This is a genomic window from Exiguobacterium sp. BMC-KP (assembly GCF_001275385.1).
GTDB lineage: Bacteria > Bacillota > Bacilli > Exiguobacteriales > Exiguobacteriaceae > Exiguobacterium_A.
The window spans coordinates 1,967,964-1,992,968 of record NZ_LGIW01000015.1 but is presented as its reverse complement, the minus strand read 5'-3'; the positions used below and the strand labels follow the sequence as shown (position 1 = coordinate 1,992,968).

Annotated in this window: 19 protein-coding genes and 1 riboswitch; of the genes, 14 read left to right on the top strand and 5 right to left on the bottom strand. The window is 45.5% G+C overall.

Going from position 1 to position 25,005, the window contains the following annotated elements; translation table 11 throughout:
* The first annotated feature begins 3 nt into the window (after positions 1-3).
* The 6 genes from ADM98_RS15970 to galU all read left to right on the top strand — a co-directional run bounded on the left by ADM98_RS15970 (position 4) and on the right by galU (position 7,412).
* The gene (locus ADM98_RS15970; RefSeq protein ID WP_053454350.1) at positions 4-780 is read left to right on the top strand and encodes a DUF3919 family protein; all 777 of its coding nucleotides are present in this window, start codon (positions 4-6) and stop codon (positions 778-780) included.
* On the top strand, positions 777-1,766 hold the full coding sequence (locus tag ADM98_RS15965; RefSeq protein WP_053454349.1) for an ABC transporter substrate-binding protein: 990 nt from the start codon (positions 777-779) through the stop codon (positions 1,764-1,766). The genes ADM98_RS15970 and ADM98_RS15965 overlap by 4 nt, the downstream gene beginning before the upstream one ends.
* A 36-nt stretch (positions 1,767-1,802) precedes the next feature.
* Entirely contained in the window at positions 1,803-3,212 is a 1,410-nt protein-coding gene (gene uhpT / locus ADM98_RS15960) for a hexose-6-phosphate:phosphate antiporter (RefSeq protein ID WP_053454348.1), read from the top strand.
* A 179-nt stretch (positions 3,213-3,391) separates the two neighbouring features.
* On the top strand, positions 3,392-4,921 hold the full coding sequence (locus ADM98_RS15955) for an FAD-dependent oxidoreductase (protein WP_053454347.1): 1,530 nt from the start codon (positions 3,392-3,394) through the stop codon (positions 4,919-4,921).
* A gap of 134 nt (positions 4,922-5,055) precedes the next feature.
* Positions 5,056-6,528, top strand: coding sequence for a glycosyltransferase (locus tag ADM98_RS15950; protein WP_053454346.1), 1,473 nt, complete (start codon positions 5,056-5,058; stop codon positions 6,526-6,528).
* Between the two features lie 17 nt (positions 6,529-6,545).
* Positions 6,546-7,412 (top strand): UTP--glucose-1-phosphate uridylyltransferase GalU, encoded by an 867-nt coding sequence (galU, locus tag ADM98_RS15945; protein ID WP_053454345.1) that lies wholly within the window; start codon positions 6,546-6,548, stop codon positions 7,410-7,412.
* A 130-nt stretch (positions 7,413-7,542) separates the two neighbouring features.
* On the opposite strand, the gene ADM98_RS15940 is transcribed toward galU, so the two are convergent.
* Both ADM98_RS15940 and ADM98_RS15935 read right to left on the bottom strand, forming a co-directional pair.
* Entirely contained in the window at positions 7,543-8,430 is an 888-nt protein-coding gene (locus ADM98_RS15940) for a GGDEF domain-containing protein (protein WP_160315952.1), read from the bottom strand.
* 371 nt (positions 8,431-8,801) lie between these two features.
* On the bottom strand, positions 8,802-9,593 hold the full coding sequence (locus ADM98_RS15935) for an endo alpha-1,4 polygalactosaminidase (protein WP_235504915.1): 792 nt from the start codon (positions 9,591-9,593) through the stop codon (positions 8,802-8,804).
* A gap of 106 nt (positions 9,594-9,699) precedes the next feature.
* A riboswitch (cyclic di-GMP riboswitch) is annotated at positions 9,700-9,784 on the bottom strand.
* 71 nt (positions 9,785-9,855) lie between these two features.
* Here ADM98_RS15935 and ADM98_RS15930 point away from each other — a divergent pair.
* From ADM98_RS15930 to pelG, 5 genes are read left to right on the top strand one after another with little or no spacing between them, the layout of a single operon-like run.
* Positions 9,856-11,082, top strand: coding sequence for a GAF domain-containing protein (locus ADM98_RS15930; protein ID WP_053454342.1), 1,227 nt, complete (start codon positions 9,856-9,858; stop codon positions 11,080-11,082).
* Positions 11,079-11,987, top strand: coding sequence for a hypothetical protein (locus ADM98_RS15925; protein WP_053454341.1), 909 nt, complete (start codon positions 11,079-11,081; stop codon positions 11,985-11,987). The genes ADM98_RS15930 and ADM98_RS15925 overlap by 4 nt, the downstream gene beginning before the upstream one ends.
* Positions 11,984-13,819, top strand: coding sequence for a DUF2194 domain-containing protein (locus ADM98_RS15920; RefSeq protein ID WP_053454340.1), 1,836 nt, complete (start codon positions 11,984-11,986; stop codon positions 13,817-13,819). The genes ADM98_RS15925 and ADM98_RS15920 overlap by 4 nt, the downstream gene beginning before the upstream one ends.
* Positions 13,816-15,234, top strand: a complete 1,419-nt coding sequence (gene pelF / locus ADM98_RS15915) for a GT4 family glycosyltransferase PelF (protein ID WP_053454339.1) — start codon at positions 13,816-13,818, stop codon at positions 15,232-15,234. Before ADM98_RS15920 ends, pelF begins: the two co-directional genes overlap by 4 nt.
* A complete protein-coding gene (pelG, locus tag ADM98_RS15910; RefSeq protein WP_053454338.1) occupies positions 15,215-16,675 on the top strand; it encodes an exopolysaccharide Pel transporter PelG in 1,461 nt (486 codons plus the stop codon). The genes pelF and pelG overlap by 20 nt, the downstream gene beginning before the upstream one ends.
* Positions 16,676-16,805: 130 nt before the next feature.
* Here pelG and galE read toward each other — a convergent pair whose 3' ends face one another.
* Together galE and ADM98_RS15900 are read right to left on the bottom strand one after the other, a co-directional pair.
* Positions 16,806-17,813 (bottom strand): UDP-glucose 4-epimerase GalE, encoded by a 1,008-nt coding sequence (galE, locus tag ADM98_RS15905; protein ID WP_053454337.1) that lies wholly within the window; start codon positions 17,811-17,813, stop codon positions 16,806-16,808.
* A 73-nt stretch (positions 17,814-17,886) separates the two neighbouring features.
* A complete protein-coding gene (locus ADM98_RS15900; protein ID WP_053454336.1) occupies positions 17,887-18,870 on the bottom strand; it encodes a hypothetical protein in 984 nt (327 codons plus the stop codon).
* A 103-nt stretch (positions 18,871-18,973) separates the two neighbouring features.
* Here ADM98_RS15900 and ADM98_RS15895 point away from each other — a divergent pair, with 103 nt between their 5' ends.
* The 3 genes from ADM98_RS15895 (at position 18,974) to ADM98_RS15885 (ending at position 22,473) form a co-directional block, all read left to right on the top strand.
* Complete coding sequence (locus ADM98_RS15895) at positions 18,974-19,675, top strand: tyrosine-protein phosphatase (protein ID WP_053454335.1); 702 nt, start codon at positions 18,974-18,976, stop codon at positions 19,673-19,675.
* A gap of 253 nt (positions 19,676-19,928) precedes the next feature.
* Positions 19,929-20,948: a fatty acid desaturase gene (locus tag ADM98_RS15890; protein ID WP_053454334.1), complete on the top strand. Its 1,020-nt coding sequence runs from the start codon at positions 19,929-19,931 to the stop codon at positions 20,946-20,948.
* 166 nt (positions 20,949-21,114) lie between these two features.
* Positions 21,115-22,473 (top strand): ankyrin repeat domain-containing protein, encoded by a 1,359-nt coding sequence (locus ADM98_RS15885; protein WP_053454333.1) that lies wholly within the window; start codon positions 21,115-21,117, stop codon positions 22,471-22,473.
* A 45-nt stretch (positions 22,474-22,518) separates the two neighbouring features.
* On the opposite strand, the gene ADM98_RS15880 is transcribed toward ADM98_RS15885, so the two are convergent.
* Positions 22,519-24,636, bottom strand: coding sequence for a 5'-nucleotidase C-terminal domain-containing protein (locus ADM98_RS15880; protein WP_053454332.1), 2,118 nt, complete (start codon positions 24,634-24,636; stop codon positions 22,519-22,521).
* Positions 24,637-25,005: the final 369 nt, after the last annotated feature.

Genomic DNA, 25,005 nt, shown 5'->3' with positions numbered 1-25,005 from the left:
ATCATGAAAGCATCGACCATTGCCTATCTCTTCCTGATGGGGGTCTTGTTTGCCCTCGGTCTTCTTTTGCTTCAGCAGACGGTCTTCGGACGCTTACATGTCCTCGATGGACCAAAACGACTGAATGCTTCCGATGACTCGCTCCCGACCGAGTTGACGTTACGTCACCGGGCATGGGGGGAGCAGACGGTAGAAGACGGAACGGAAGTCCAGCGCATCACGACGCTATTGAAGCAAATGAAGACGGCGACAAACGGGACCTGTCCAGCGGATACTGCGACATTTAACGGGACGCTTCGTTTCTTGAACGGAACGACGTGGACGTTCTCGCTCGGGGAAAGCATGACACTGAATGGACAATGTGTCGCAAAACGTCCCAGCACCCAAACGACAACATTAAAAGCACGGTTCTTAAACGCCTACCACGAACCGGAACAGCTCGCGCGTCAGTTTGCTGAGGCGGAAGTCGTAACATGGTATGCAGCGGGACGGTCGCGTACCTTAACCGCTCGCGAGCGTGAAGACGTCAAGCGTCGCCTGGCGCAAGCAGAGCCGATGACGGACTATGAAGAAGTCGGTCAGGCACTTGATGCGAGTCAGGGGCAGCCGCGCATTCTCAAGCTCCAGCGGTTCAAGGATGAGCAGAACACGCGTGCCAATCTGCTGAACATCACGGTATACGAGACGTTGTTTAGTGTCCAGTACATGGATGATGACAATGGGAACACCTTCTATTTGAAAGGACAACTCCTACCAACAGGGAAGGAGGCGAAACGATGAGAAAAGGAATGCTCTTCTTGCTGAGTATCATTTGTCTCATGAGTACTTGGATCGTCCGCAACAATGAACAGACGAAGCAAGGAACAGCCGCGCGAGAAACCGTTCCGCATTTGACGGCGTATGTTTCCGCGAAAGAGGATATTGGTCGGGCCTTGCTATCGTCATATTGTGAACAGGCGGGGTGTACGTATGAGTTCGTGCGTCTCTCGACGGAAGAACTCGTTCGTCGCGTGACGAAGGAAGCGGATCATCCGCGCGCCGACGTCATCATCGGGGGAACGTGGGATGCCCACCAGACGCTCAAACAACGCGGCTTGTCGACACCGTTTCCGAGCGACATGGATCAAGCGGAACTGCAGGATCCGGATCGCTACTGGATCGGTTATGAAGTCGAACGCTTAGCGATCGTCATCAATACCGACGTCTGGAACGATCGGTTCGGGGCAGAGCCGTATCCGAAGACGCTTGCTGACTTAACGGCAAAGCGGTATCAGGACGAGTTGATTTTGCCGGACCCGAACCATTCCGGTACCGGCGCGACGATTCTACAAGCGGTCTTTGACGGATACGGGACGAAGGCGGAAGATGTCTTACGCGAGCTAATCGAGCGAACGCGACTATTCACGGCAAACGGCTTTGCACCAACGTCGTATGTCGCCAGTGGGGAAGCCATGCTTGGGGTCAATTTCATCGGCGATCAACAATCGCTACGCGAAAAGTATTATCCGGTCAAAAGTATCCCGCTCGATACGTATTCGATCAACGCAATCTCAAAGCTTAAAGGACGGACGCAACAGAAGCAGGCGAATGCCTTCATGCGTTTTGTACTTTCGACTGACGGTCAAGCCATCCTGCGGAAAGTTTCGTTCGGTACGCCGACCTATGCGATTGCGAAGACACAACCGATCCAGCAAAATATCGGGCAGGATATCGTCGCCGATTACCGGGACTATCTCCGTCGATTCAATCAGCTTCAAGACAAATGATGCGAAGACTCTGATTCAGGATAGGGGAAATGGAAGATGGGCTTCTTCAGCATCAAAAAATTGCCGAATGCCGGCATACCAATCGAAGTACAACGCAAACAGTGGTTACAGCAATTCTTAAAGGCCTTTTTAGTCGTCTTCTTCTCATATATGGCGATGTACCTCATCCGGAACAACTTCAAGGCAGCACAACCGCTCTTGAAGGAAGAACTCGGCTTTACGACGACAGAACTCGGATATATTGGTTTTGCCTTCTCGATTACGTACGGGATCGGGAAAACGTTACTCGGGTACTTCGTTGACGGGAAAAATACGAAACGTGTCATCTCGTTCTTATTGATTTTGTCTTCATTGATCGTCACCGCGATGGGACTCTTGATGAGCGCTGGTGGAAGTCCGGTTGGTCTCTTGATGGTCCTTTGGGGACTCAGTGGTTTCTTCCAATCGGTCGGGGGACCATCGTCGTATTCGACGATTGCCCGCTGGACACCGTTTGAAAAACGTGGACGCTACCTTGGGTTCTGGAACGTCTCGCACAACATCGGTGGAGCGATTGCCGGGGGTCTTGCGCTTTGGGGAGCAAACGTTTTCTTCAACGGAAGTGTCGTCGGGATGTTCATCTTCCCGGCAGTGATCGCACTCGTCATCGGGATCGTCGGTCTGTTCATCGGGAAGGATGATCCGGAGGAACTCGGGTGGAACCGGAGTGAGGAAATTTTTGAGGAACCGATCGAACCAGAGAACATCGCTGCTGAAAGCATGACGAAGTGGCAAATCTTCAAGACGTACGTCATCTCAAACCCATGGATTTGGACGCTCTGTATCGCAAACGTCTTCGTCTACATCGTCCGGATCGGGATCGATAACTGGGCACCACTCTATGTCACGGAACACTTGCATTTCAGCACGGAGAGCGCCGTTAATACGATTTTCTTCTTTGAAATCGGTGCATTATGCGGCAGTATGATTTGGGGCTACGTGTCCGACTTACTCAAAGGACGTCGCGCACTCGTCGCAGCGATCTGTCTTTTGCTGACAGGAGTCGCGGTCCTCGGTTATCGTTACGGTACGAGTGAAGTCATTATCTATGCGTCACTGTTCGCTCTTGGTGCCCTCATTTATGGACCACAGCTTTTGATTGGTGTCTCGGTCATCAGCTTCGCACCGAAACAAGCGACAACGGTCACGAACGGGATGGTCGGAACGTTCGGCTACTTGTTTGGTGATTCAATCGCGAAAGTCGGTCTAGCAAAAATCGCTGACCCGGAAACGAACGGTCTAACGATCGGTTCCGTTACGTTGCACGGCTGGAGTGACACATTCGTTATCTTCAATGCCGCGTTACTGTTCGGATTGATTGCCCTCGCAATTGTCGCGGTCGTCGAAGAGAAAAAGATTCGTCGCCTTGGACTACTGGAACGTCAAGCGGATAAATTAAGCTCATGAATATGGACAGCCTCTTAATTAAAAAGGGGCTGTTTTTCTTTGCTCATCTTTAAGATCCAAAAACTTCGGACTACTCTCTCATATAAAAAATATCTTTTGTGCATGTTTTATCGCAGACAGGGAAGCACTAATACTATCGAAGTTGATCGTTGTGCTTGTTTCGAGAGAGGAGTTTTTGTATGTCTGAATTATCCGGTTTCCCGTCATCGTATTGGAAAGCATCATCTGCTTGTGTATCGTATCCATCCCTTGAGACAGATACAAAACACGATGTCGTCATCGTTGGAGCTGGCATTGCCGGTTTAGTCACCGCTTTGCAACTCGCAGAACGAGGGTATGACGTAGGTGTTATTGAAGCAGAAGAGGTGGCCGCTGGTACGACTGGATACACGACGGCAAAGGTGTCGTCTCAACACGGTCTGATCTATGATCAATTGATCAAAAGTGTAGGAGAGGACAAAGCGCGACTCTACTATCAAGCAAATGAAGAAGCCATTACGTTCCTTCGTCATCAAGTCGAACGTCTTGATCTAGCGTGTGAGCTTGAAACCCAAGACGCGTATCTGTATGTCTCTTCTTCAAAAGAGAGTGCACTGGATCGCGAAATCAAAGCGTATGCTCGTCTTGAGATGAACGGTGGCGATGCGACAGACGAAGTACAGAAGAAGTTGCCGTACACCGTTAAACGAGCGGTCGTTTTGCGCAATCAAGCACAGTTTCATCCCGTCAAGTACTTACAGGGCTTAGCAGAACATTTTGTCCGGCAAGGTGGGACACTGTATGAAAAGTCACGGGCGACAACGATTGAAAGTAATCGAACACCGACAATCGTCCTTGAGAATGGACATCGTATTGAAGCTAAGAAGGTTGTAATCGCAACCCATTTTCCGTTTCACGACTTTAAAGGATTATATTTTTCGAAGCTTGAAGTTCATCGATCGTACATCGTCTCAGGATTCGTCGACGATTCGTTTCCTGACGGTATGTTCATGAGTGCCGATCAACCAAGTCGTTCTTTACGACATACACGTACTTCGGACGGTCGTCAATTAGGACTGTTTGGTGGTGAAAATCATTTATCGGGTCACGAAACGGAAACGATGGCACGTTATCAGCACTTAGCCGATTTTGCAACGAACGCCTTTCAAGTGGACACGTTCGACCGCTTTTGGTCGGCGCAGGACTTAATTACACTTGATCACATCCCGTATGTCGGTCAAATGACAGCAGATAATCCGAATGTCTTTGTCGCAACTGGATTTGCAAAATGGGGCATGACAAACGGTATTGCGGCAGGACTGTTACTCAGTGATCTTTTAACCGGAACACCGAATCGTTTTCGACATTTGTTTGATCCTACACGATCAAAACTAAAAGCAGTGGATGCGACCCAATTCGTTAAGAATAACGCGGATGTTGCAATCGAACTCGTAAAAGGGAAATTATCAAAAGCACACCGTGACGCAAAAGATCTTCAGCCTGACGAAGGAGGACTTGTTCGACATCATGGAAAGACAGTCGGGGGATATCGTGATCCTGCCGGAAGGCTTCATCTCGTCTCAACGACGTGTACCCATATGGGATGTGATACGAAGTGGAATGCGGCCGAACGCTCATGGGACTGTCCTTGCCATGGCTCGCGCTTTGCGCACGACGGGTCAGTGATGGAAGGACCGGCTGTCAAACCGTTGAAAAAGAGGGAAGAGTAAGCAATATGCTCGTTGAAGTTTCTGAGAGAGGCGGATTGGAAATAATAAAAGATGCTAAAACATTAGCAAGAAACAGACGATTGTCTGTCTTAACAGAGAGTAGTTCGGAGAACGGAAAAAAGGAAGTGTGAATCATGCTGTATACGATGACTTCGACATTGCCGGCGCAACATGGGGGACGCACGAAGTCGCTCCTCAGTCGAATTGCAATGATTGAAAAACACCTTGGCTATGCGACGACGATCCTTACGACTAACTATGATGCAGCATACGATCGTATCGTACAAACCTTTAGAGAAAAAAATATTTTAAGCGAGACGACGCGAATTGAGAATGTATACGAATGGCTTTCTGGCAATCGATTATTCGATGAACAGGTATCCGATGTAACCCCTCGAGAAATTGAAGGATTACGCGCAGTAGAGAGCGACGTCAATACGGTCCGTTATTATGAGGATGAGACGTACGTTTTGTACCGAAAGTATCACGAAAAGAGTGATCGTCTTTCGTTTGAAGACTTCATGAGTCCTGCATCGAAGAAAAAAGTCGAACGCTGGCAATATAACGATAACGGTCGACTACATCGCAAGATTCGATACTCGCCGAGAACACACAAAAAAATTCATGAACAATTTTATGACCAAGAAGGTCGCATCTATTGTGAAAAGCATTATGAGGAGCAAAAATCTAATAAATTGATTTCGATTCAAACCTACCAACACGAACGTCCCGTCCATACATTTCAGACTGAAAAGGATCTGTTCTTGCACTATTTTAATCATCGTTTGACTGATGGGGACATCGTCTTCAATGATGCGCGCTTGCTTGACTGGCCTTTACTCCATTGTCAGGCGCGGACGAAAAATATCCTCGTGTTCCATAATTCCCATTTGGAATTGAATCAGCAACGAATCAAAAAATCCTATCAGATTGCGCTCGAAGGTTCGGCACGCGTATCGAAGTATCTCGTTTTGACGACACATCAAAAAGACGAGATTCAAGCGCGTTTTACGATACCGGATGATCAGTTCGCAGTCATTCCGCATTCAATCGAACCAGTTGAAATCGATCGAACGCATGTAGAGGACCAGTTTTGTTTCATCGGACGTTTTGGAAAACAAAAGCAACTCGAGCATTTACTCCGCAGTTATGCCATCTTCAAACGATCGGGTCACCCGACGAAACTTGCGCTTTACGGAGCAGATGAGGATGGACAACTCGCCTTGATGAAACAGATGATGTACTTGCTCAACATCGAAGAAGATGTTCTGATTCATGACTTTACGTCGACACCGGACCAAGTCTTTGCTTCTTCCCGTGCGTCGTTATTGACGAGTCGATTTGAAGGATTTGGGCTAACCGTCATGGAAAGCATTAATGTTGGCTGTCCTGTCATTGCCTATGACGTTCGGTACGGACCGCGTGAAATCATCGAAAATGGTCAAAACGGATACCTCGTACCTGAAGGGGATGTCACGGGATTTGCAGAAAAAATGGTCGACATCGTCGAACGACCGCTCACACACGTACAAACGAAACCTACGTTATATCAGACGAAGGGTATTGAAAATTACCGCAACCTGCTGAACTGGCTGCATACTGAATGATCGAAGGAGCGAATACAATGAAAAAACCAATTAAAAAAGCCATTATTCCAGCTGCGGGGCTTGGCACACGCTTTTTACCGGCAACGAAAGCCATGCCGAAAGAAATGTTACCGATTCTTGATAAACCGACGATCCAATACATCGTCGAAGAAGCTGCGGCTGCAGGAATCGAAGATATCATCATCGTTACCGGAAAACACAAGCGTGCGATCGAGGATCATTTCGATCATCAATATGAACTAGAAGCTGCGCTTCAGGCGTCGGGAAAAACAGATTTACTCGAGAAAGTGTGTGCCTCGACGAATCTTGCAAATATCTTTTATGTCCGCCAAAAAGAACAAAAAGGACTCGGTCATGCGATTTGGACAGCTCGTCAATTCATCGGGGACGAACCATTTGCCGTTTTACTCGGCGATGATATCGTCGAGTCGGAGACACCTGCGATTCGTCAATTAATGGATGCCTATGACGAGACCGGTCAGTCCGTCATCGGTGTCCAAGAAGTCGAACCGCGTGAAACACACCGATACGGGATCATCGATCCGGTCGATAAAGATGGACGACTCTATCCGGTTCGCCGATTCGTCGAGAAACCGGAGCCGGGAACCGCCCCTTCGAATCTTGCCATCATGGGACGGTACGTCTTGACGGCTGATATCTTTGATTATTTAGAAAATCAATCAGAAGGAGCCGGAGGCGAAATCCAATTAACTGATGCAATCGAACGATTGAACGCGGATCAAGCAGTCTATGCGTTTGATTTTGAAGGGAGCCGTCATGATGTCGGTGAGAAACTCGGTTTCGTCAAGACGACGATTGAATATGCAATGAAGGATCCTGAAATGCATGAAGAATTAAAAGAATTTCTGAAACGATTCCAGTGAATCAGACGTGTATACCCGAGTTGGTGTACACGTTTTTTTGATAGTTACAAAAGTATAAGAAAGTATGAGATGGTCTCCATAGCTGAATTTTTTAGAGGAGAATCTAAAAAAAGACCCCTTAAAGGTCTTTTCACAACAGATGACTAGCGATTCGAACGATGTTTCGTCCCGATTTTTTGGCTTGATACAGGGCTTTATCGGATAGTTCCATCGAGTGCTGGACAGGGATGTCTCGCTTTCCGGAAGACAGTCCGATTGACGTCGTAACATGAATCGAAGAGCCATCTAATAGACGGAACGTATGCCGTTCGACTTCTTGGCGAATTCGTTCTGCGATGGTAGTCGCTTGTTCTGGCGTCAAATCCGTTAGGAGTACGATGAACTCTTCTCCACCCATACGGGCGACCAAATCTTCCGGACGGGTATTGCGCTCAAGGATTTTTGCAAATTGTTCTAAGACCGCATCGCCATTCGAATGACCGTACTGATCGTTTACTTGCTTGAATTGATCCAAATCGAGAATGATCAAGTGATAGGTCGAAGATTGACCGGCTAGCGTCTTGGCGCGTAATTCCCATGCCCGTCGATTAGCAAGACCTGTCAACGCGTCATACTCCGCTAGATGTTGATAGACTTCAAGCTGCTTCCGGTGACGTTGTTGGAGTGGCAATAGATAAAGGAATATGCCGTACATCAAAAGCGTAAGGCTCCCATGAAAAACGACGAGTGGTAGTGTTTGATCCGGTAGCAAAACCAGTAGTGTACTTCCGATGAAAAGATGAAGTACACCAAAGCGTAAAGCGAGATGTGTCTTTTGACGTAAAAGTAACGTGAGGATCACGATCCCTGCTGACACAAGAAGTACAGCATCGATGTTTGCGTTGATCCATGTATGGATAAGCGTGATGAGCGTCAGGCTAAGAAACGGTCCTTTTTCTCGATGATATGCTAATAGAACGAAAGGAATGACCTGCCAAATCAAAGACTGTGATGAAAGTAAAACATCAATCGTTAACATGTAAGTCCCGAACCAGAGGATGAGGATTATGGTACCCACACGTTCACTATTTCTACTACGAATCAGTTGGTATGTGGCTAAAAGGAGATACGTCAGTGCGAAAATCATGCACCCTTGAATCATCCAATCTTGAATCATATATAAGACATCCAATCTATACAAATAGTTTTCTAAAATATATAATTAAAAACAGCTAGTGTCAAATACTGTATATCAGTATTTGACATAATGGATTTTTGTGGAGACGAAAAGGACCATTTTCCTCAGATTTTAGAGGGAAATGGTCCTTCATCTTCGAAGTAAAGCATATGCCAGATACTTGACAAGTGATGGGAGTCACTGTCATTTTATAAGGTGGTATATGAAAGTGTTTAGAATTTATTGTAATTCAAATCGACGTTTGATTTCATGTGAAGGAATCCATTTTTTTGAGCGAGTGTCGCACTTTTAGCTCCTTGTACAGAAGAAATCGTCAATGTTTTAATGTCTTGAGATTGACTCAATTTTTGGAGGTCCGTCATCCGATCCTTTGACCACTGATCGTTGGCGACCGTTGAATAATTGAAGTTCTCCCACATGATACCGTCGATATAAGGATACGTATGATATTTCAACGTTCCAAATCCCCAGTTCTGGATCAGCGAAAGAGACGCATGTTTTGTTTTAAGTGATTTTAAGAAGTTCGTCATTCCTACCCGTTGTTGTTCGAGAATGACGGGTTGATCGGCATGTTCGTTATCGATGTTGCCGACTGTATCGAGGAAAACGCCATCTAGCCCTTTTTGGACGATTTGTTTCTCGACTTCTTTCATTAAAACAGCTTGGTAGTGTTTCGATGTGATGTCCGTTAAGTACGAATCCCATTCAGCGTAATGAATCCGCTGACCATCGCGGTGGAAAAAGTCTGACTCGACGAGTTGCCCCATCAAATCCGTATTCCAGTTATCTGCTTCCATCGTGTTGATGTAGCCGTATACTTTTGTACCGTTTTGTTGAATCTGTTTAATTTGTGCAGCGGAATAGAAGACCGGTTCGATGATCATGACATCGTACTGTTGCATCTTTTTGATTTTCGCTGCTGACGGTGCGTCGTAGTAGACTTTGTACGACTTCGCAGTGTCTAATGGATTGGATTTTTCTGCTTTTGCGTCTAATGACGACATGAAGAACACTCCTAATAAAAGAATGCACAAAATAGACGTCATGCGCTTGAGTGAGATAATACCCATGTTGATAGCCTCCTGATTAATTATCAGAGAGCGGCTGCGGCATTGCAGACTGGCGATCGGTATCCGAAGATCGACGACCCATGTCTTTGCGCCCTTACTTTTCAGTAAGTTTGCCCTTCTCGATATGAAATTGTAGTGTTCCAACGATACATTTCTTCCATCTTCATACCGATAAACAACAAAAGGAGTGAATAAAATGATATATACTCAGCACCGACAAGGCATAAAGTGGATTGAGATGATCGTTAGTATTCTTATTATCGGCACTTTAGACTATATGTTTAACCTTTCAATCTTAAAATGGACGATTGACCCACTTATTTTTTATATTTTGCTTTTTTCTCTCCGCTACGGACTCCTCGGGGCCTTCGCGAGTTTCCTATTTACGATGATCTATCATTTGAGTTCTCTCGCCTGGGCGGGCGAAGACGTCTTACTCTTCGTTTATGACCGAGGTGAATTGTCATGGATCATCCTGCACTTCCTAGTCGCGATTTCTTGCGGTATGTTCAGTACTTCTTTCCAAGAACGTTATCTATCCTTACGTTTACGCCAAGAGGAAGTGATAGAAGAGAACGAACGGTTGCGCGATACGCTCGAAAAATTACGCGTTGCGCAAGAGGCAATGCGTAACAAAGTACTTGAATCCAATCACACGTTGACGAACATTTACCGGATTGGAACAGAACTTGATCAATCCGTTGCGGACATTGTACGGGATAAACTCGTGCAAATCTTACAAGACTCCTTTGATGCGAAGGAAATTGCAATCTACCACGTTGATGCGTCACGTCGTACGCTTCGGTTGCATATTCGTTTCGGTGATAAGGAACTGTTGCCACAAACAATGTTCATCGACCCAGAACAAGGCATCTACCAACGGATGTTCCAAAAACAGGCGATTGCCATCCGAACAATTGATGAGACGGATGTGCCGTTACTCTTAGCACCGATCCGTTATGATGGACGCATCCAGGAAGTCGTCGTTATTCAATCGATTGCTTTTGAGCGCTTGACGAACTATGAGATGCACGTCATGCAATTGATCGTTGATTGGACAGGATCGCGTATCGAAAAAGCGATGCTGATGGAATGGATCGAGACACGACACGAATTAATTGAAGGGACGCATATTTTCAAGCGAGAGCACTTTGATGAAAAAGTGAAATACCAAGAATATAGACGCGAACATTATGGTCAGCCCTATAGTCTCGTTCAGCTTGATATTCGAAATACACCGTTTTCTCTGATTGAACTAGAATTGATTTTGCGGCAATCGATGCGTGAAATTGATCTAATCGGTTTTGATGAAGACACGGAACACCTTCAGTTCTTATTACCTGGAACACCTCAAGAACATGCGAACCGATTCCTCGAACGAATCAAGGCTGTGTACGTTCAAAAAGGAGGACGTGTCCAATGACGACACTCCTACTCGTTCTTTATGTCCTTCATCTTTTGCTGATCGTGTTGGCTTATCGCGTACTCGTCTTTCGATTGCCAGAGCAAGAGCGAGGGATTTTAACATTCATTTGCTTGTTCAGTGCCGTCCTACCGCTTCTTGGCGAACTACTAGGGGGACTCGCGTATCTGATTTCGCGTCGTTTTGCTTCTTCCGATACATTACTGGATTACGATGAATATGTGCAGTTCGACGTGATGAATCTCGAAGGACTTCAACAGCAAGCAGCAGACAATATGGAGATGGTTCCGATCAAGGAGGCATTGAACATGGATGCGAAACGCCGGAAGCAATCGATGATTCATTTGACGACATCATCCTTGAAGGAGACCGGAAAGTATTTGCAATACGGACTCGATCATGACGACTCGGAAACCGTTCACTACGCAGCAACGGTTCGAAACTCTCTGTTCGACCGTTATGAAGCTAATCTTCGGCTACGGGAACAACAACTCAATCCGATAGACGTGACGACGTATCATCTCTTCATTCAAGAATGTCGAACCTTCCTCGAGAGCGGTTTATTGGACGAAGGTGGTATTCATCGTTTGGATGACAGGCTCGATGCTGTACTTGAGCAAATGAGAGCCTTTTATCCGACTGACCTTACTCGGATCGAAGCAGAAGCTGAGTTGGCGCTTCGACACGGAAAAAATGAGAAGGCGATCGCGTCGTATGAAGAGATGATTCATATCCATCCGACGTTGCCAGACGGATATCTCGCGTTAATCCGCTATTACTTTCGACGAAATGACTGGACTTCGATCGGACCAGTGCTCCGTCAGTTAAGAACAGAAGTAGCAGTTGAAGATATTTTAGAAGAACATCGCTTCATATTGGAACGTTTGGAGGGAGGAGACCAATGAATAAGAAACCTTACGGCTATCTCATTGGATTATTTGCCGTGTTATTCGTGACGATGGGTATCGTACAGCTGTTTCGTCTCGATTACCCGCATCGACTGATTCCTTCTGAAGAAACGAAGGTCCGTTCATTCGAGACGGCAAATACGAAAACGACTGAAGCAAAAGGAGAGGCACTTCGTGTCTACTTGCTTCAAAACGATAGTGACCTGTCAAAAGGCGCAATCGAAAATTTCTCGTACGCGTTGAAATATGCGAAAATCGATCACCAACGGATTCGTACATCAGACATTAAGACACTTCAACCAAGTGACCGGACAGTGCTTGTCTTATCCGGCGAACATACGAAGGAATGGCCGTACGAGACCATTCGGAAATTCGTCCAACAAGGTGGTCGCTTATACATCGCTGGTCGATTCATTGATCCGAAATGGGGCGACTTAGTAGGGGTAAAGCGCTTTGGTGATTTTAAAGAGGATGTCAACGGGATGACGTTTAAAAAAGACTTATTTCCCGGGTATATCGATTTACCGAAGACTTCTAACTTGTTCGTCCATAGTATCGCGGATGTGACATTAAAAGATGCCGATGTCAAAATCGAGGCAGACGGGAATCCGATCTTATGGACCCATGAATATGGAAAAGGAGAGGTCTTGTTCTGGAATACCTCTTCGTTGCTCGAAAAAAACTCGCGCGGTTTACTCGTTCAGTCACTTTCGTTGCTATTTCCGACATTCGTCAGTCAGCAAGTCGCTGTGAAGCTGGCGCACTTCGATGATTTCCCGGCACCCGTACCGGATGCCTCCAATCCAGCGATTCAGAAAAACTATGATTTGACCGTCAAAGATTTCTTTGCAGAAGTCTGGTGGAAAGACATGCAACGGATCGCAAAGGAACAAGATCTCATTTATTCTGGATTTATTATCGGAAGCTATAAAAATGCGATTTATGATACGGAAAAACAATTGATTGAAAATATTCGTTTTCCGATGCTGAACTTCGGACGGGGATTATTGAAGATGGGTGGAGAACTTGGGTTACACGGATACAACCACCAACCGCTCGTTCTTAACGGTGAGACGATGGATCCAAGTCTCGGATATATCACCTGGGTGAACCGTAAACAGATGGTGAAAGGCATCGAGAAAGTAAAAGCAGCACATCAGTATTTCTTCCCGAAGGAGCAACTGCGTAGCTATGTACCACCTTCGAACATTATCGGTCCAACGGGCTTATCCGTCTTAAATGAAGCATTTCCTGATGGATTGATCATCGCGTCTCTTTATATCGGAGACCCCTCAAAAGGAAGTTACATTCAAGAGTTCGAGCCAGATTCGACTTATAAGAATCTCTATAACTTCCCACGGATCACAAGTGGATATAATGAATCGCCTGAAGACATGTTTGTCTTAGCGGATGCTGTCGCGAACTTCGGACTTGTCTCGCACTTCATTCACCCGGATGACGTCCTCGATGAACGACGCTCAAAAGGGCAAGGGTGGCCGAAGATGGAACGTTCGATTGAAAAGATGTTCAAAACGATCCATACGGATTATCCGTATCTCGAGAGTATGACGCAGTACGATGGATACAAAAAAATGAAGCTGTATCAAGAATCGAAAATCGATGTTCGTTATTCTAAAACAGCGATTGAGATTTCAGGTAGTCAAATGCTTCTTCCTTCGAAGATGGTTGTTCGTGTCAATGAAGGAAAACTTGAGACCGGGTCCTTCGCATACGGGCAGGTGCGAAAACTTGGAGATGCGGACGATTTATACGAAGTAGAACTCAAGAAGAACTTCGCGCGCATACCGGTACTGGAGGGATCCCAATGAAGATTGGTTTAGTGTTAGAAGGGAGTTATCCCTATGTCAGTGGTGGCGTCGCCAGTTGGGCACATATGTTGATCCAACAAATGACAGAGCATGAGTTTGAACTGATCACGATTACACCTACACGCATGACCGAAGCGGACTTTCGGTACACCCTTCCTGCGAACGTCGTCGGTGTGACGAATCTTGCACTTGATCAAACGCATGAGACACGTCCGTTAAAACAGACGTTGACGCCGGAACAGGAAGAAGATATTAAACGATGGATGCGATTTCAGGCGACGAACACATCGATTTTCCCGCTTTTTGGTCAAGCGATCGGCACGTCGACTCAATTTTTCTCAAGCCGTCTCTTTTTTGATCTCGTTAAGACGAGTTACCGGGAAGAACGACAAGCCGGCTCCTTCATCGATTATTTATGGATGTGGCGTAGCATGTATGCACCCGTTCTTGAACTGTTACAAGCCGACTTACCAACTGTCGATCTGATCCATTCCGCATCGACTGGATATGCAGGACTCGTCGCAGCAGCGATCAAACAGCGACAGCATGTTCCGTTCGTCTTGACGGAGCATGGGATTTATTCACGAGAACGGGAGGAAGAACTCGTCCAAGCGATGTGGATTCCACAAGAATACCGCATGCACTGGGTCCAGTTCTTTCATCATTTATCGCGCGAAGCCTACGCGGGAGCAGACAATATCATTACGCTCTTTGACCGAAATGGAGAATTGCAACGCGAACTTGGTGCGCCTGCTGAAAAAATTCGTGTTATCCCGAATGGAATCGATGCGACGGGGCTTGCTGCATTAGGACATACTCCGAAGCAAGATGTACTCCGAATCGGTGCGATCGTCCGTATCGTTCCGATCAAGGATATCAAGACGATGATTCATGCCGCGAAGGTCTTACAGGAAATGCAGGTTCCATTCGAAATGACGATCATGGGTCCGCTCGAAGAGGATCCGGAATACGCCCGTGAGTGCCAAGAACAAATCGATCTCTTTGAACTATCTGCGAGTGTAAAACTCGTCGGAAAGGTCGATATTCGGAGTTATCTGCCATCGTTTGATGTCTGTTTATTGACGAGTATTTCAGAAGGTCAACCGCTTGCTGTCTTAGAAGGCATGGCTGCAGGGATACCGTGGGTCGTGACGGATGTCGGTGCATGTTCCGAGCTGATCAATGGACGTGAGGATGATCCTTACGGTCCGGCTGGATTCGTCGTACCACCAGTCAATCCGCGTCGGATCGCGGAGCGGTGTGCGTGGTTCCAGTCACATCCCGAAGAAGCGATTCGTTTCGGCCAAAATGGGAAAGAGCGCGCGCTTGCATATTATCAGACGCACCGTTTCATCTCAGAGTATCAAACATTGTATCAAGAGAGGGGGCTGACGTATGGCGGGCATCGGGTTTAAGCTTCAAAAATTATTTCAAGAAGACTATTTCTCATCACGACTAAAAGCATACGCCTTTGCGGGGCTCGTCACGTCCGGTCCATGGTTAATCGTCATCTTGACCATCGCTGTGACCCAGTGGCTGACGACGTTCCTGTCGATTGCTTCTTTTGAAGAACGGACGACCTTCAATCTGGTCGTCTCATATAGCTTCATTTTTTCACAAGTGTTGCTCGGTATTCAGCAACTCGTCGTCACTCGATATTTAGCAGATTGTTTTTATGAGAAGCGATATGAAGATCTGTTTCCTGCATTTTTAGGAATGACAAAGATGACGATGGCGTTAGGCAGTATCGTCTTTCTCATCTTCCTCAGTTTCTCACAACTTCCGTTCTTGTTGAACGGACTGATTTTCATTCTGTTCATGACGATTAATCTGATTTGGGTCCATTTCTTGTTCTTAAGTGCCGCGAAGTTCTATCAAGCTGTCGCGTACAGTTTTTTGATTGGCGGTATCGTAGCTGTCGGATCGGTCTTACTCATTGATCGATATTTGATGGAGTATGTAACGGGACTCGTTACACCAAGTCTTGCCTTAACAGCAGGCTTTACATTCGGTATGGTCGTCACGTTATTCGGTCTATTCACCTCGATGTTGCTGACGTTCCCGCAACGCGGGACGAAAAATCAGTTTACCTACTTGAGTTACTTTGATCGTTACCCAGCACTCTTTTGGACGAGCTTTCTCTACAATATCGGTGTGTGGGTCGGGAACTGGGTCATCTGGTTCTCAGATGGAGGTGCTGTTCATCTTGGGACATTCCGTTATCATCCGTTATACGATACGGCCATCTTCTTATCCTATTTGACGGTCATTCCGACGATGACGATTTTCGTCGTTTCCGTCGAGACGCGTTTTTATGAACGATATCGCATTTTTTATGGATACGCGAATGAAGGCGGAACGCTGGATCAAGTCGAAAAAGCGCGGGACGCCATGTTGCTTGTCTTACGTCAGGAGTTACAACGACTGTTTCGAAATCAAGGATTGTTTACGCTGTTCACTTTATTGTTCGCCTCGACGTTACTCGGTTATCTCGCATTACCGGAAGCAACGATCAGTATCTTCCAAATGACGACGATTGGTGCGTTCTCGAATGCGATGGTTCTCGTATTGACACTCTTGTTACTGTATTTTGAAGATCAAAAAGGGGCAGCATGGATTTCATGCGTGTTCTTCTTCTCTAACGGGATTTTAGCCTTGTTGATCGCACCGTTCGGTTTTTCCGGGTACGGTCTCAGCTTTGCGATCGGATCGACACTAACGTTTGCATTTGCGCTGATTCGACTCATCCAGTACGTCTCAGACATTGATTATCATACGTTTTGTCGAATGGTCTTACCGCAACGCTCGATGCGCTTTACACGATGGAGTGAACGATTGAATCGCTCCTGGATGTGAAGTAATGAAAGGTTTCTTTTAAGCAGAGAAAGAGGATGTCGTTAAATTTAAAAGGGCGATCCACTTCCGATACGAATTCGGAAATGGATCGCCCTTTTTAGCTTGCAGATAAAACAGTTTGCCATACCTATTATTTTTGATAGCCGTCCGGATTCTTAGACTGCCAGCGCCAAGCATCCTTACACATGTCATACAAGTTTTTTTCTGCTTTCCATCCGAGTAAACGTTCTGCTTTGGAAGCGTCCGCATAACACGAACCAACATCTCCCGGACGTCTCACCGTGATTTTTCGATCGATTTGCAAAGACGTCGCGTCTTCGAACGTCGCAACGAGTTCAAGCACACTCGTTCCCTGACCCGTTCCTAAATTGAACGCTTCGATACCGGAATGATCGTGGTAGAGCGCCTTGATGTGTCCTTTTGCTAGATCGACGACATGGATATAATCGCGGACACCTGTACCATCTTCCGTATCGTAATCATTGCCGAAGATTTGAAGGGTATCGAGTTTTCCAGCAGCGACTTGTGTTACGTAAGGCATCAGATTGTTCGGGATACCGTTTGGATCCTCACCAATGAGACCACTCATATCCGCCCCAATCGGGTTGAAGTAACGGAGTAACGTGATGTCCCAGGTCGGATCAGCATGGGCGATATCTTCAAGCATCTGCTCGATCATCAGTTTCGTCGCCCCGTAAGGATTCGTCGCAGAGCGCGGAGCAGACTCGGTGATTGGTGTCGTCTCAGGCACACCGTAAACTGTCGCAGATGAACTGAAGACGAGCTTCTTGACATCATGACGTTCCATTACTTCGAGTAAGACGAGGGAACTGATCAGATTGTTTTGATAGTAGAACAGTGGTCGAGATACCGATTCACCAACTGCTTTTAAACCAGCAAAGTGAATGACGGCGTCAATCGCATGGTTTTGGAAGATCCGCTCTAGTGCCGATTCATCCCGTACGTCTGCTTCATAGAATGTGACCGTCTGTTTCGCGATCTGCTCGACGCGTTCAAGAGCACTTCGATGACTGTTGCTTAAATTGTCGACGACGATGACTTCATGACCCTCTCGCAGCAGTTCGAGGCAGGTATGGCTTCCGATATAGCCAGCGCCTCCTGTTACTAAAATATTCATGTTGTACCCTCCGATTAATTCCATTATTTATCTAATAATAGCATAAACAGAGAGGTTTTTTCTGGATTTTGCTTTACATCCGTTTCGTTAAACGAATCAGTTGAATACGCGACTCGGACTCGATGATTTGTAAATGATAATGGGTGCTTAACCGCAGTCGTCCCGCCGTATTCGTCCGCTGGAACGTTCCAAGACGCGCCAATTCTTTTTGAGAAAGACGAGGGTTCTTCCAATCGATGGCGTATGCCCGATCATCGATGATGTGTACGGTAAATGAATCATACGTCCACGTTTCGTCCAAAGCCGTTTTGATTTTTTGTTTCGGAGATCCGAGACCCGCCCATGTCGTAGCAGGATCGTCAAATAGATCTGTCGCTTGTGTTTGTTTCGGGAGCGCCATGTATTCGTTTGTCCATGTCAACAATGCTTGATCCGTCATCATCGAACCGATCGTTTTTTCGGACAGGTCGCTCACTTTCATATAAGCTTGTGTCCGATCAGGAAGCTGAATACGCGCGCGATCCTTGACGATATCTAGGACAGGGAACGCATCACCAAATACTGCGGATTGAAGAACGGTCGAAGAGTCAGCATGGCGATAGATCGGACTCGATTCTGTTGATACAAAATGATAGATCACGTCTTTCTTCATCCATGTCTGGTACCCCCATGTAGCAAGCGCACCAAAACAAAAGCAAGCGAGCGCGAGATATACGATTCGCCAGGAGAAGAATCGTTTTTTCGACACCTGAAGAGGTGATTCCGTCTGAGGAAGTGGCATCTCGTCTCCTTCATCGAGTAAAGGAACAGAGGTGATGAATCCATAAAAGTCAGCGATACTCTCGTTTGGATGACCTTCTAAAAATCGTTTCCACTCTTCCGGCCGAACCGTATCTTGTTGAAAATGTCGAGAGGGGGCTGTACCTGTAAGATGAAGGCAGGTCGCATGAAGTGAAGAAGATGAAGATAAGGACAGCAGGATGCGTTCATGGAGGCGCTTGATCTCGACTTCCGTATGAGAGGTATAAAATTGTAAAGCGGATAAGGCACGATGCATAGGACGGCCTCCTTCCTTCTAACGTCAAGATTTGTATGAATTTTCCGTTTGCTTTTATGATATCATTTTTTCTGTAGAGACGAATGGAAAAGGAGGTAGGACGGTGCTCGATATTCATAACCATCTTTTACCGCTGACGGACAATGGCGCGACTCATGTCGAAGAGACGATTCGGATGGCACAACGTGCTGCTGCGGAAGAGGTGCGCCGAATCATCGCGACACCTTATGCGACGCATGCGACAGCAGAAGAAGTGCAATTGATCGTAGCGGAGTTGAATGTTTTACTCGCCCAGCGACAGATTCCCGTTCTAGTCTATCCGGGACATCAGGTCCGCTTAACACTTGGTTTACGTGATGCTGTTCATCAAGGTCACGTCTTGACGTTAGCGGATACGGCGTATCTACTAGTGGATTGTCCGGATGATCCGTTACCCATATATACAGAAGAAATCATGCTAGGACTACTCGAAGACGGATACCTGCCGATCCTTGCGCAACCGGAAGATAACGCGGAACTTCTTCAAAATCCAGAACGTTTGATTCGATTGATGGAAAAGGGTGTACGCTGTCAACTAGCGACACACAGTATTCTTGGACATCACGGAGAAGAGAAGAGGCTGTTTTGTCAGCGTGCGCTGCAAGAGGGATGGGCCCATTTCATTGCATCGAATGCTAAAAAAGCAACAGATCGTCTTGGGCTTATGCCAGCGTATCATCAGATTGAACAACGGTGTGGAGCAAGTGTCGTCGATCGACTACAATGGAATGCTGAACAGATTTTGGTGTCACCGCCAATTGTCTAAAACACGACGGTAGCTTTTCCAATCGGAAAGGCTATTTTTTTAAAAACTTTTTTAATAAATCAAAATCCAAGACAATATGTGATATGATATCATTACTTGGTACTAAAAATATTCAAGCGATTAATCAATACGGGCATGATTACGTTCGAATCTCCGAGGACATCGTCACGTACGCCGCTCAATTCTTTCATTTTTTAGGCATCATCATCATTAGCGTCGTGAACGCTGGAACAACTCGAGGAGGAAGTAATACATGAGTAAAGAAAAAATCGCACAGCTGCGCAAACATGTTTCGCCTTTTGAAAAGGCAGATATCAAGGCCAGCATTCGACAGATGATCAATACGATCCTGCCGTTTCTCGTCATTTGGTTTTTGGCGTATCAAGCACTTCATATTTCAGTCTGGCTCGCAGTACCTCTCGCGATGATTGCCGCTGGATTCGTCGTGCGGATGTTCATCATCTTCCATGATTGTACACATGGTTCGTTTTTCAAAAATAAAAAAGCCAATGCGATCGTAGGAACCATCACAGGTGTGCTAACTCTATTTCCGTACGAAAAGTGGAAACGAGAACATGCGATTCATCACGCTTCAAGTGGTAATTTGGACAAGCGAGGCGTCGGTGACATCTGGGTAATGACGATCGAAGAATACATCGAGTCATCAAAATGGACGCGATTGAAATATCGTCTCTACCGGAACCCACTCGTCATGTTCGGACTGGGTCCGCTACTGTTGATTTTGGTGACAAGTCGTTTTAATCGGAAAGACGCACGGAAGAAAGAGCGTCTCAACACATATCTGATTAACGTATCACTGATCGTTTTATACGGTCTCTTGATTTACTGGATTGGCTGGCAAGCATTCTTGATCATCCAAGGGACAACGATGTTTACAGCAGGCGTACTCGGTATTTGGTTATTTTATGTCCAGCATACATTCGAGGATTCTTACTTTGAAGATGAAAGCGAATGGGATTACGTCAAGGCTGCAATTGAAGGCAGTTCGTATTATGAACTACCTAAAGTATTACAGTGGGTGACAGGAAACATTGGTTTCCACCATGTCCATCACTTGAGTCCACGTGTACCGAACTATCATCTAGAGAAGGCACACGTCTCGACGCCACCGCTTCAAAAGGCGACGACGATCGGCTTGTTCTCTAGCTTAAAATCTTTACGTTATAAACTGTACGATGCTAAAAATAAGACGTTTGTCACATTCCAGGATATTAAGCATCTCCTGCGTGAACCGAAACCATCATCACTTTGAATCAGCAGCACTTTATCTTTTTTAAGATAAGGTGCTTTTTTCGTTGAATTCACAGAAACTTGACCGATAATGAGTAAGGAATGGAAAAATATAGGCACGACAAATTTGGAAATGTTATTCTAAACTAAAGAATAGAGAATAGATATATGCAGAGAGGAGGACTAGTATGAAAGGGAAAATATACTTCTGGCTTCTGTTTTTAAATGCGATTGCGACAGTAGGGGCGCTTGTCTACCTGTCTTTTGAACTGGGCGCTTTCGGCATTGTCTTAATGGGGCTAACAGTCGTCTGGCTTGCTTGGAAAGTATTACGATTATTTTCTTCGGTGATCCGATTGCAACAAGAAGGAATTGAGGTAACTGAACATCGTTTTCCGGAACTGTATCATGATATCGCAGCGTTATCGGAACGTTTGAATTTAAAGACACCACGCATCTACATCGTCGGAGACAACGTATCGCCCACTAGAGGAGTCAGTCTGTTCCGAACGAACGTGTTTTTCTTACCAGAGAAAGCCATGAGAGAGCGAAATGAGTTCGAACGAGTTCGGGAGTTGCTTCGTCTGAAACACAATGACGAGGAAAAACGATTCGCATTATTATTAGGCAGTTGGATTCCATTTCTAAGACCAGCTTATTTGCGGGCTGTATCCTTGTATCGGGATCGTCAAGCTATGCATCTTGTAGATGACCCAGATAGTATCATACGGAGTATTCTAAAAGAAAACGGGCGGCATCAATTGATCGATGAAATCGATGTACCAGCATACTTAGCTGAAAAGAGGCAGATCACGCTAGCTGAAGTCGTTAGCGAAATGGTCTACGCGACACCAACGACAGAAAGACGATTGATTGAATTAGGCTGGGTGTCACGCGAGACTCCTACTGGGCAGCATGCTGTTCGTTTCTTGTTGGTAGCATCAAGTATAGTAGCATTCGTTTTGATTGGCTGGAGTGTCCAGAACGTTTCGTTTTCAAATGAAACCGCAAAAGCTGTCGTCACTTCATCGGATGAGTCAAAGGTGAATGGATTGCAGGAAACGAAATTGATGGCTGCCATCCAAAAAGGCACGTTAGAAGAAGTCCAGAAGGAGTTACCGGACGGAGATATGAAAGCCGTGGATGCAGATGGTGATACAGCACTTCACTATTTAGGGTATCGGAAGTCAAGTGAAGGACTGAAGGAAATCTTTGATACGTTACTTAAGCAGGGAAGTGATGTGGACGCGATCAATGACTTTGGAGAACGACCGTTCATCACAGCAGTATATAGTAACAATAATGAATTAGTAGAACTGTATTTGAAGCATGGGGAAAACATCAATCAGCTTGATGATCAAAAATATACGCCTTTACACCATGCAGTAGAAGGAGAAGGCGTTCAGACCGTGAAAGTATTGCTAGAACAAGGGGCAGACGTCTCAATCAAGAATAAAGATGGTTTGACGCCTTTAATGTTGGCGCAACAATATGAATTAGACGATATCATTCGATTGTTAAAGCAACATACGTCTCAAACACTATAAGAAAAATGCTCCTTCCCGCGTCGGGGAGGAGCATTTTTTATGAACTTATTTACCTTGAAGAGCCGGATCTACGTTAAGGATACGTCCTTCAATTTTATAATCGATTGTTTTCTTAGAAATCGCGTAGTCGCGGAACGTTTCCCAGTCAGAGAGACCGAGGTCTTTCACACGTCCTGATTTGTAAGCATCTTCAAACGGTGTTAAGAAGTCGCTTCCTTTAGCTGTGAAAGCATTTGTAGCAACTGTATACGTTTTTGCTGGATCAATGGCCTCTTCTACACCGCCATCTTTCGTAAGCGTCATTTTCGTGATACGTTGACCTTTCGCTTTTGAACCATCGTACTCAAGTTTCATGCCTGATACTTGTAAGAATCCACCATTTTCAAGTGGTGCAAGTCCAACGCTGATTTCAAAGAGGTCTTTAAGTTGTGAACCATTCATTGTCACCAAGGCAAGTGTGTTACCGAATGGTAAAGTAGTTAAGATTTCACCAGTCGTAAGTGGACCTGCATCGATAGCAGCGCGAATACCACCACTGTTTTGAACAGCAATAACGGTTTCTGGGTTAATTGATTTCGCTTTTGCAAGCATACCGTCTGTAATTAAGTTACCAAGGGCAGTTTCACTGTTTCGAACACTTACTGTATTTGTACTACTTGTACGTGGGTTTGGAAGTGCAGATACAACATCAACACCGACTTCTTGGTTTTTGATTGCCGTAATTTTATCCGCGTAAGGTTTGAGAATAGCAGCTGCTCCAGGATCTGCTGCATAAGGTTTTACTTCAATTGTCGAACCATTGAACGATTTAATTTTTCCTTTATAGTCAAAAGTTACGTTGACATCACCAAGAAATTCACTATATTGATATGCTTGGGCGATGACAGTTGGTTCTTTTTTCTTTGTTTCTTCACTTGCAGGAATCAATACAGGTTTAGTGAGATTCGTATGTGTGTGACCACCGATGATGACATCAATGCCGTCAACATTTTGAGCGAGTAATGGGTCGTTGTCAATTTCTGGATTATCGTCGTAACCGATATGTGTCAACGCAACGATTTTGTTGATGCCACGAGCCTTGAATTTATCAACTGTCGCTTGAGCACTCTTGATGTAGTTCGAGAACGCAATTGTACCAGGACTCGAAATTCCAACCGTCTCTTCCGTCGTCAAGCCGAAGAATCCGACTTCTTCACCGTTGATTTTTTTGATGACACCTTGATAAATGTGTCCATCTTCCGGACCAGACGTGATTGTCTTCTTTTGCATTCCGTTGAAGAGCGGATTTTTACTGAAATCAACGTTGGCTGTGATGAATGGGAAGTCAGCGCCAGCAACAAAGGCTTGCAAAGCGGCGCCTTGATCTTGGTCACCCAAATCAAACTCATGGTTACCGAACGTCATCATGTCATATTTCATGTAGTTCATGAGTTCGAGATCAGCTTGTCCTTTAAACTCATTAAAGTAAAGTGATCCTGAGAAGACGTCACCGGCATCAAGAAGAAGAGACGGTGTTCCTTCTGCACGGTAAGCGGCACGGCGTTCCTTAATAACAGTCGCACGTTTTGGAGCGTTATCAAGTGAAGCGTGTGTATCGTTCGTATGGAGTAAGGCGAGGCTGAAATCATCTGTATTGATGTCACGGACGATGATTTTTGCTTTTGTTGTGACTGTTTTACCTTTATGCGTTAAGCTACCTGTCGCGTAGTAAGTACCTGACTCACTTGTATCGACTTTACTCCATTTGATTTCTTTATTGTAGACTTTACCGTTTGCGTAAAGAACAGCTAGTTTTTTTGGAAGGACTGGTTTTTGATCGACTGAAATCACTTGTTCCTTTACGGATTCGATGATTTTGATTACATAGTTTTCGACGTGAATTTTTACTTCGATTGGGAGCTTTTTCTTACCATATGTGCCATGAACCGTTTGGTAGCGATTGAAGATGTGCTTGTTGTATGCACCCCATGAAATTTTTTCTCCCTTATATGTAGCCGGAAGCTTAACGGGTTCACCTTTTGTGAAAGTGAGTGACTTCAATTTGACCGTTTTGACTTTGACATGAGTAGCAGCAGATACGGTCGTTTGTGCAGCCGGCACGATTGCCGATGTCGTCAATGCGACAGCTACAGCTGCCGCGTAAAGCGGTTTTGATTTGTACATAAATAAAAATCCTCCCTCGAGATGGTATGAGGTCGACTAGCGATCGATGACCTCTTCTTCTACTATAAATGCTTAACGGACAATCGTGTCATGAACCTTTTGTAAAATGCGTAAATTCTTAGGTCCGACGACAAGACAACCCCAGCAAGTCGTTTGCTTTCTTCTTTAAAGTAAAAAAGATAGAAAATGATTGCGCTTACATTATATCTTTTTATTCTATCAAAGGAAACTTTATTTATGAAGAAAGCACACATATTGCCCTTATTTTGAGATAAGTCCATAGTCAACATTTTCAAGATATTGTATAATTTATTGTATAAAACACATGCGATGGGGAGGTGGAGAGTTTAAATGAATGAAAAGATGCGC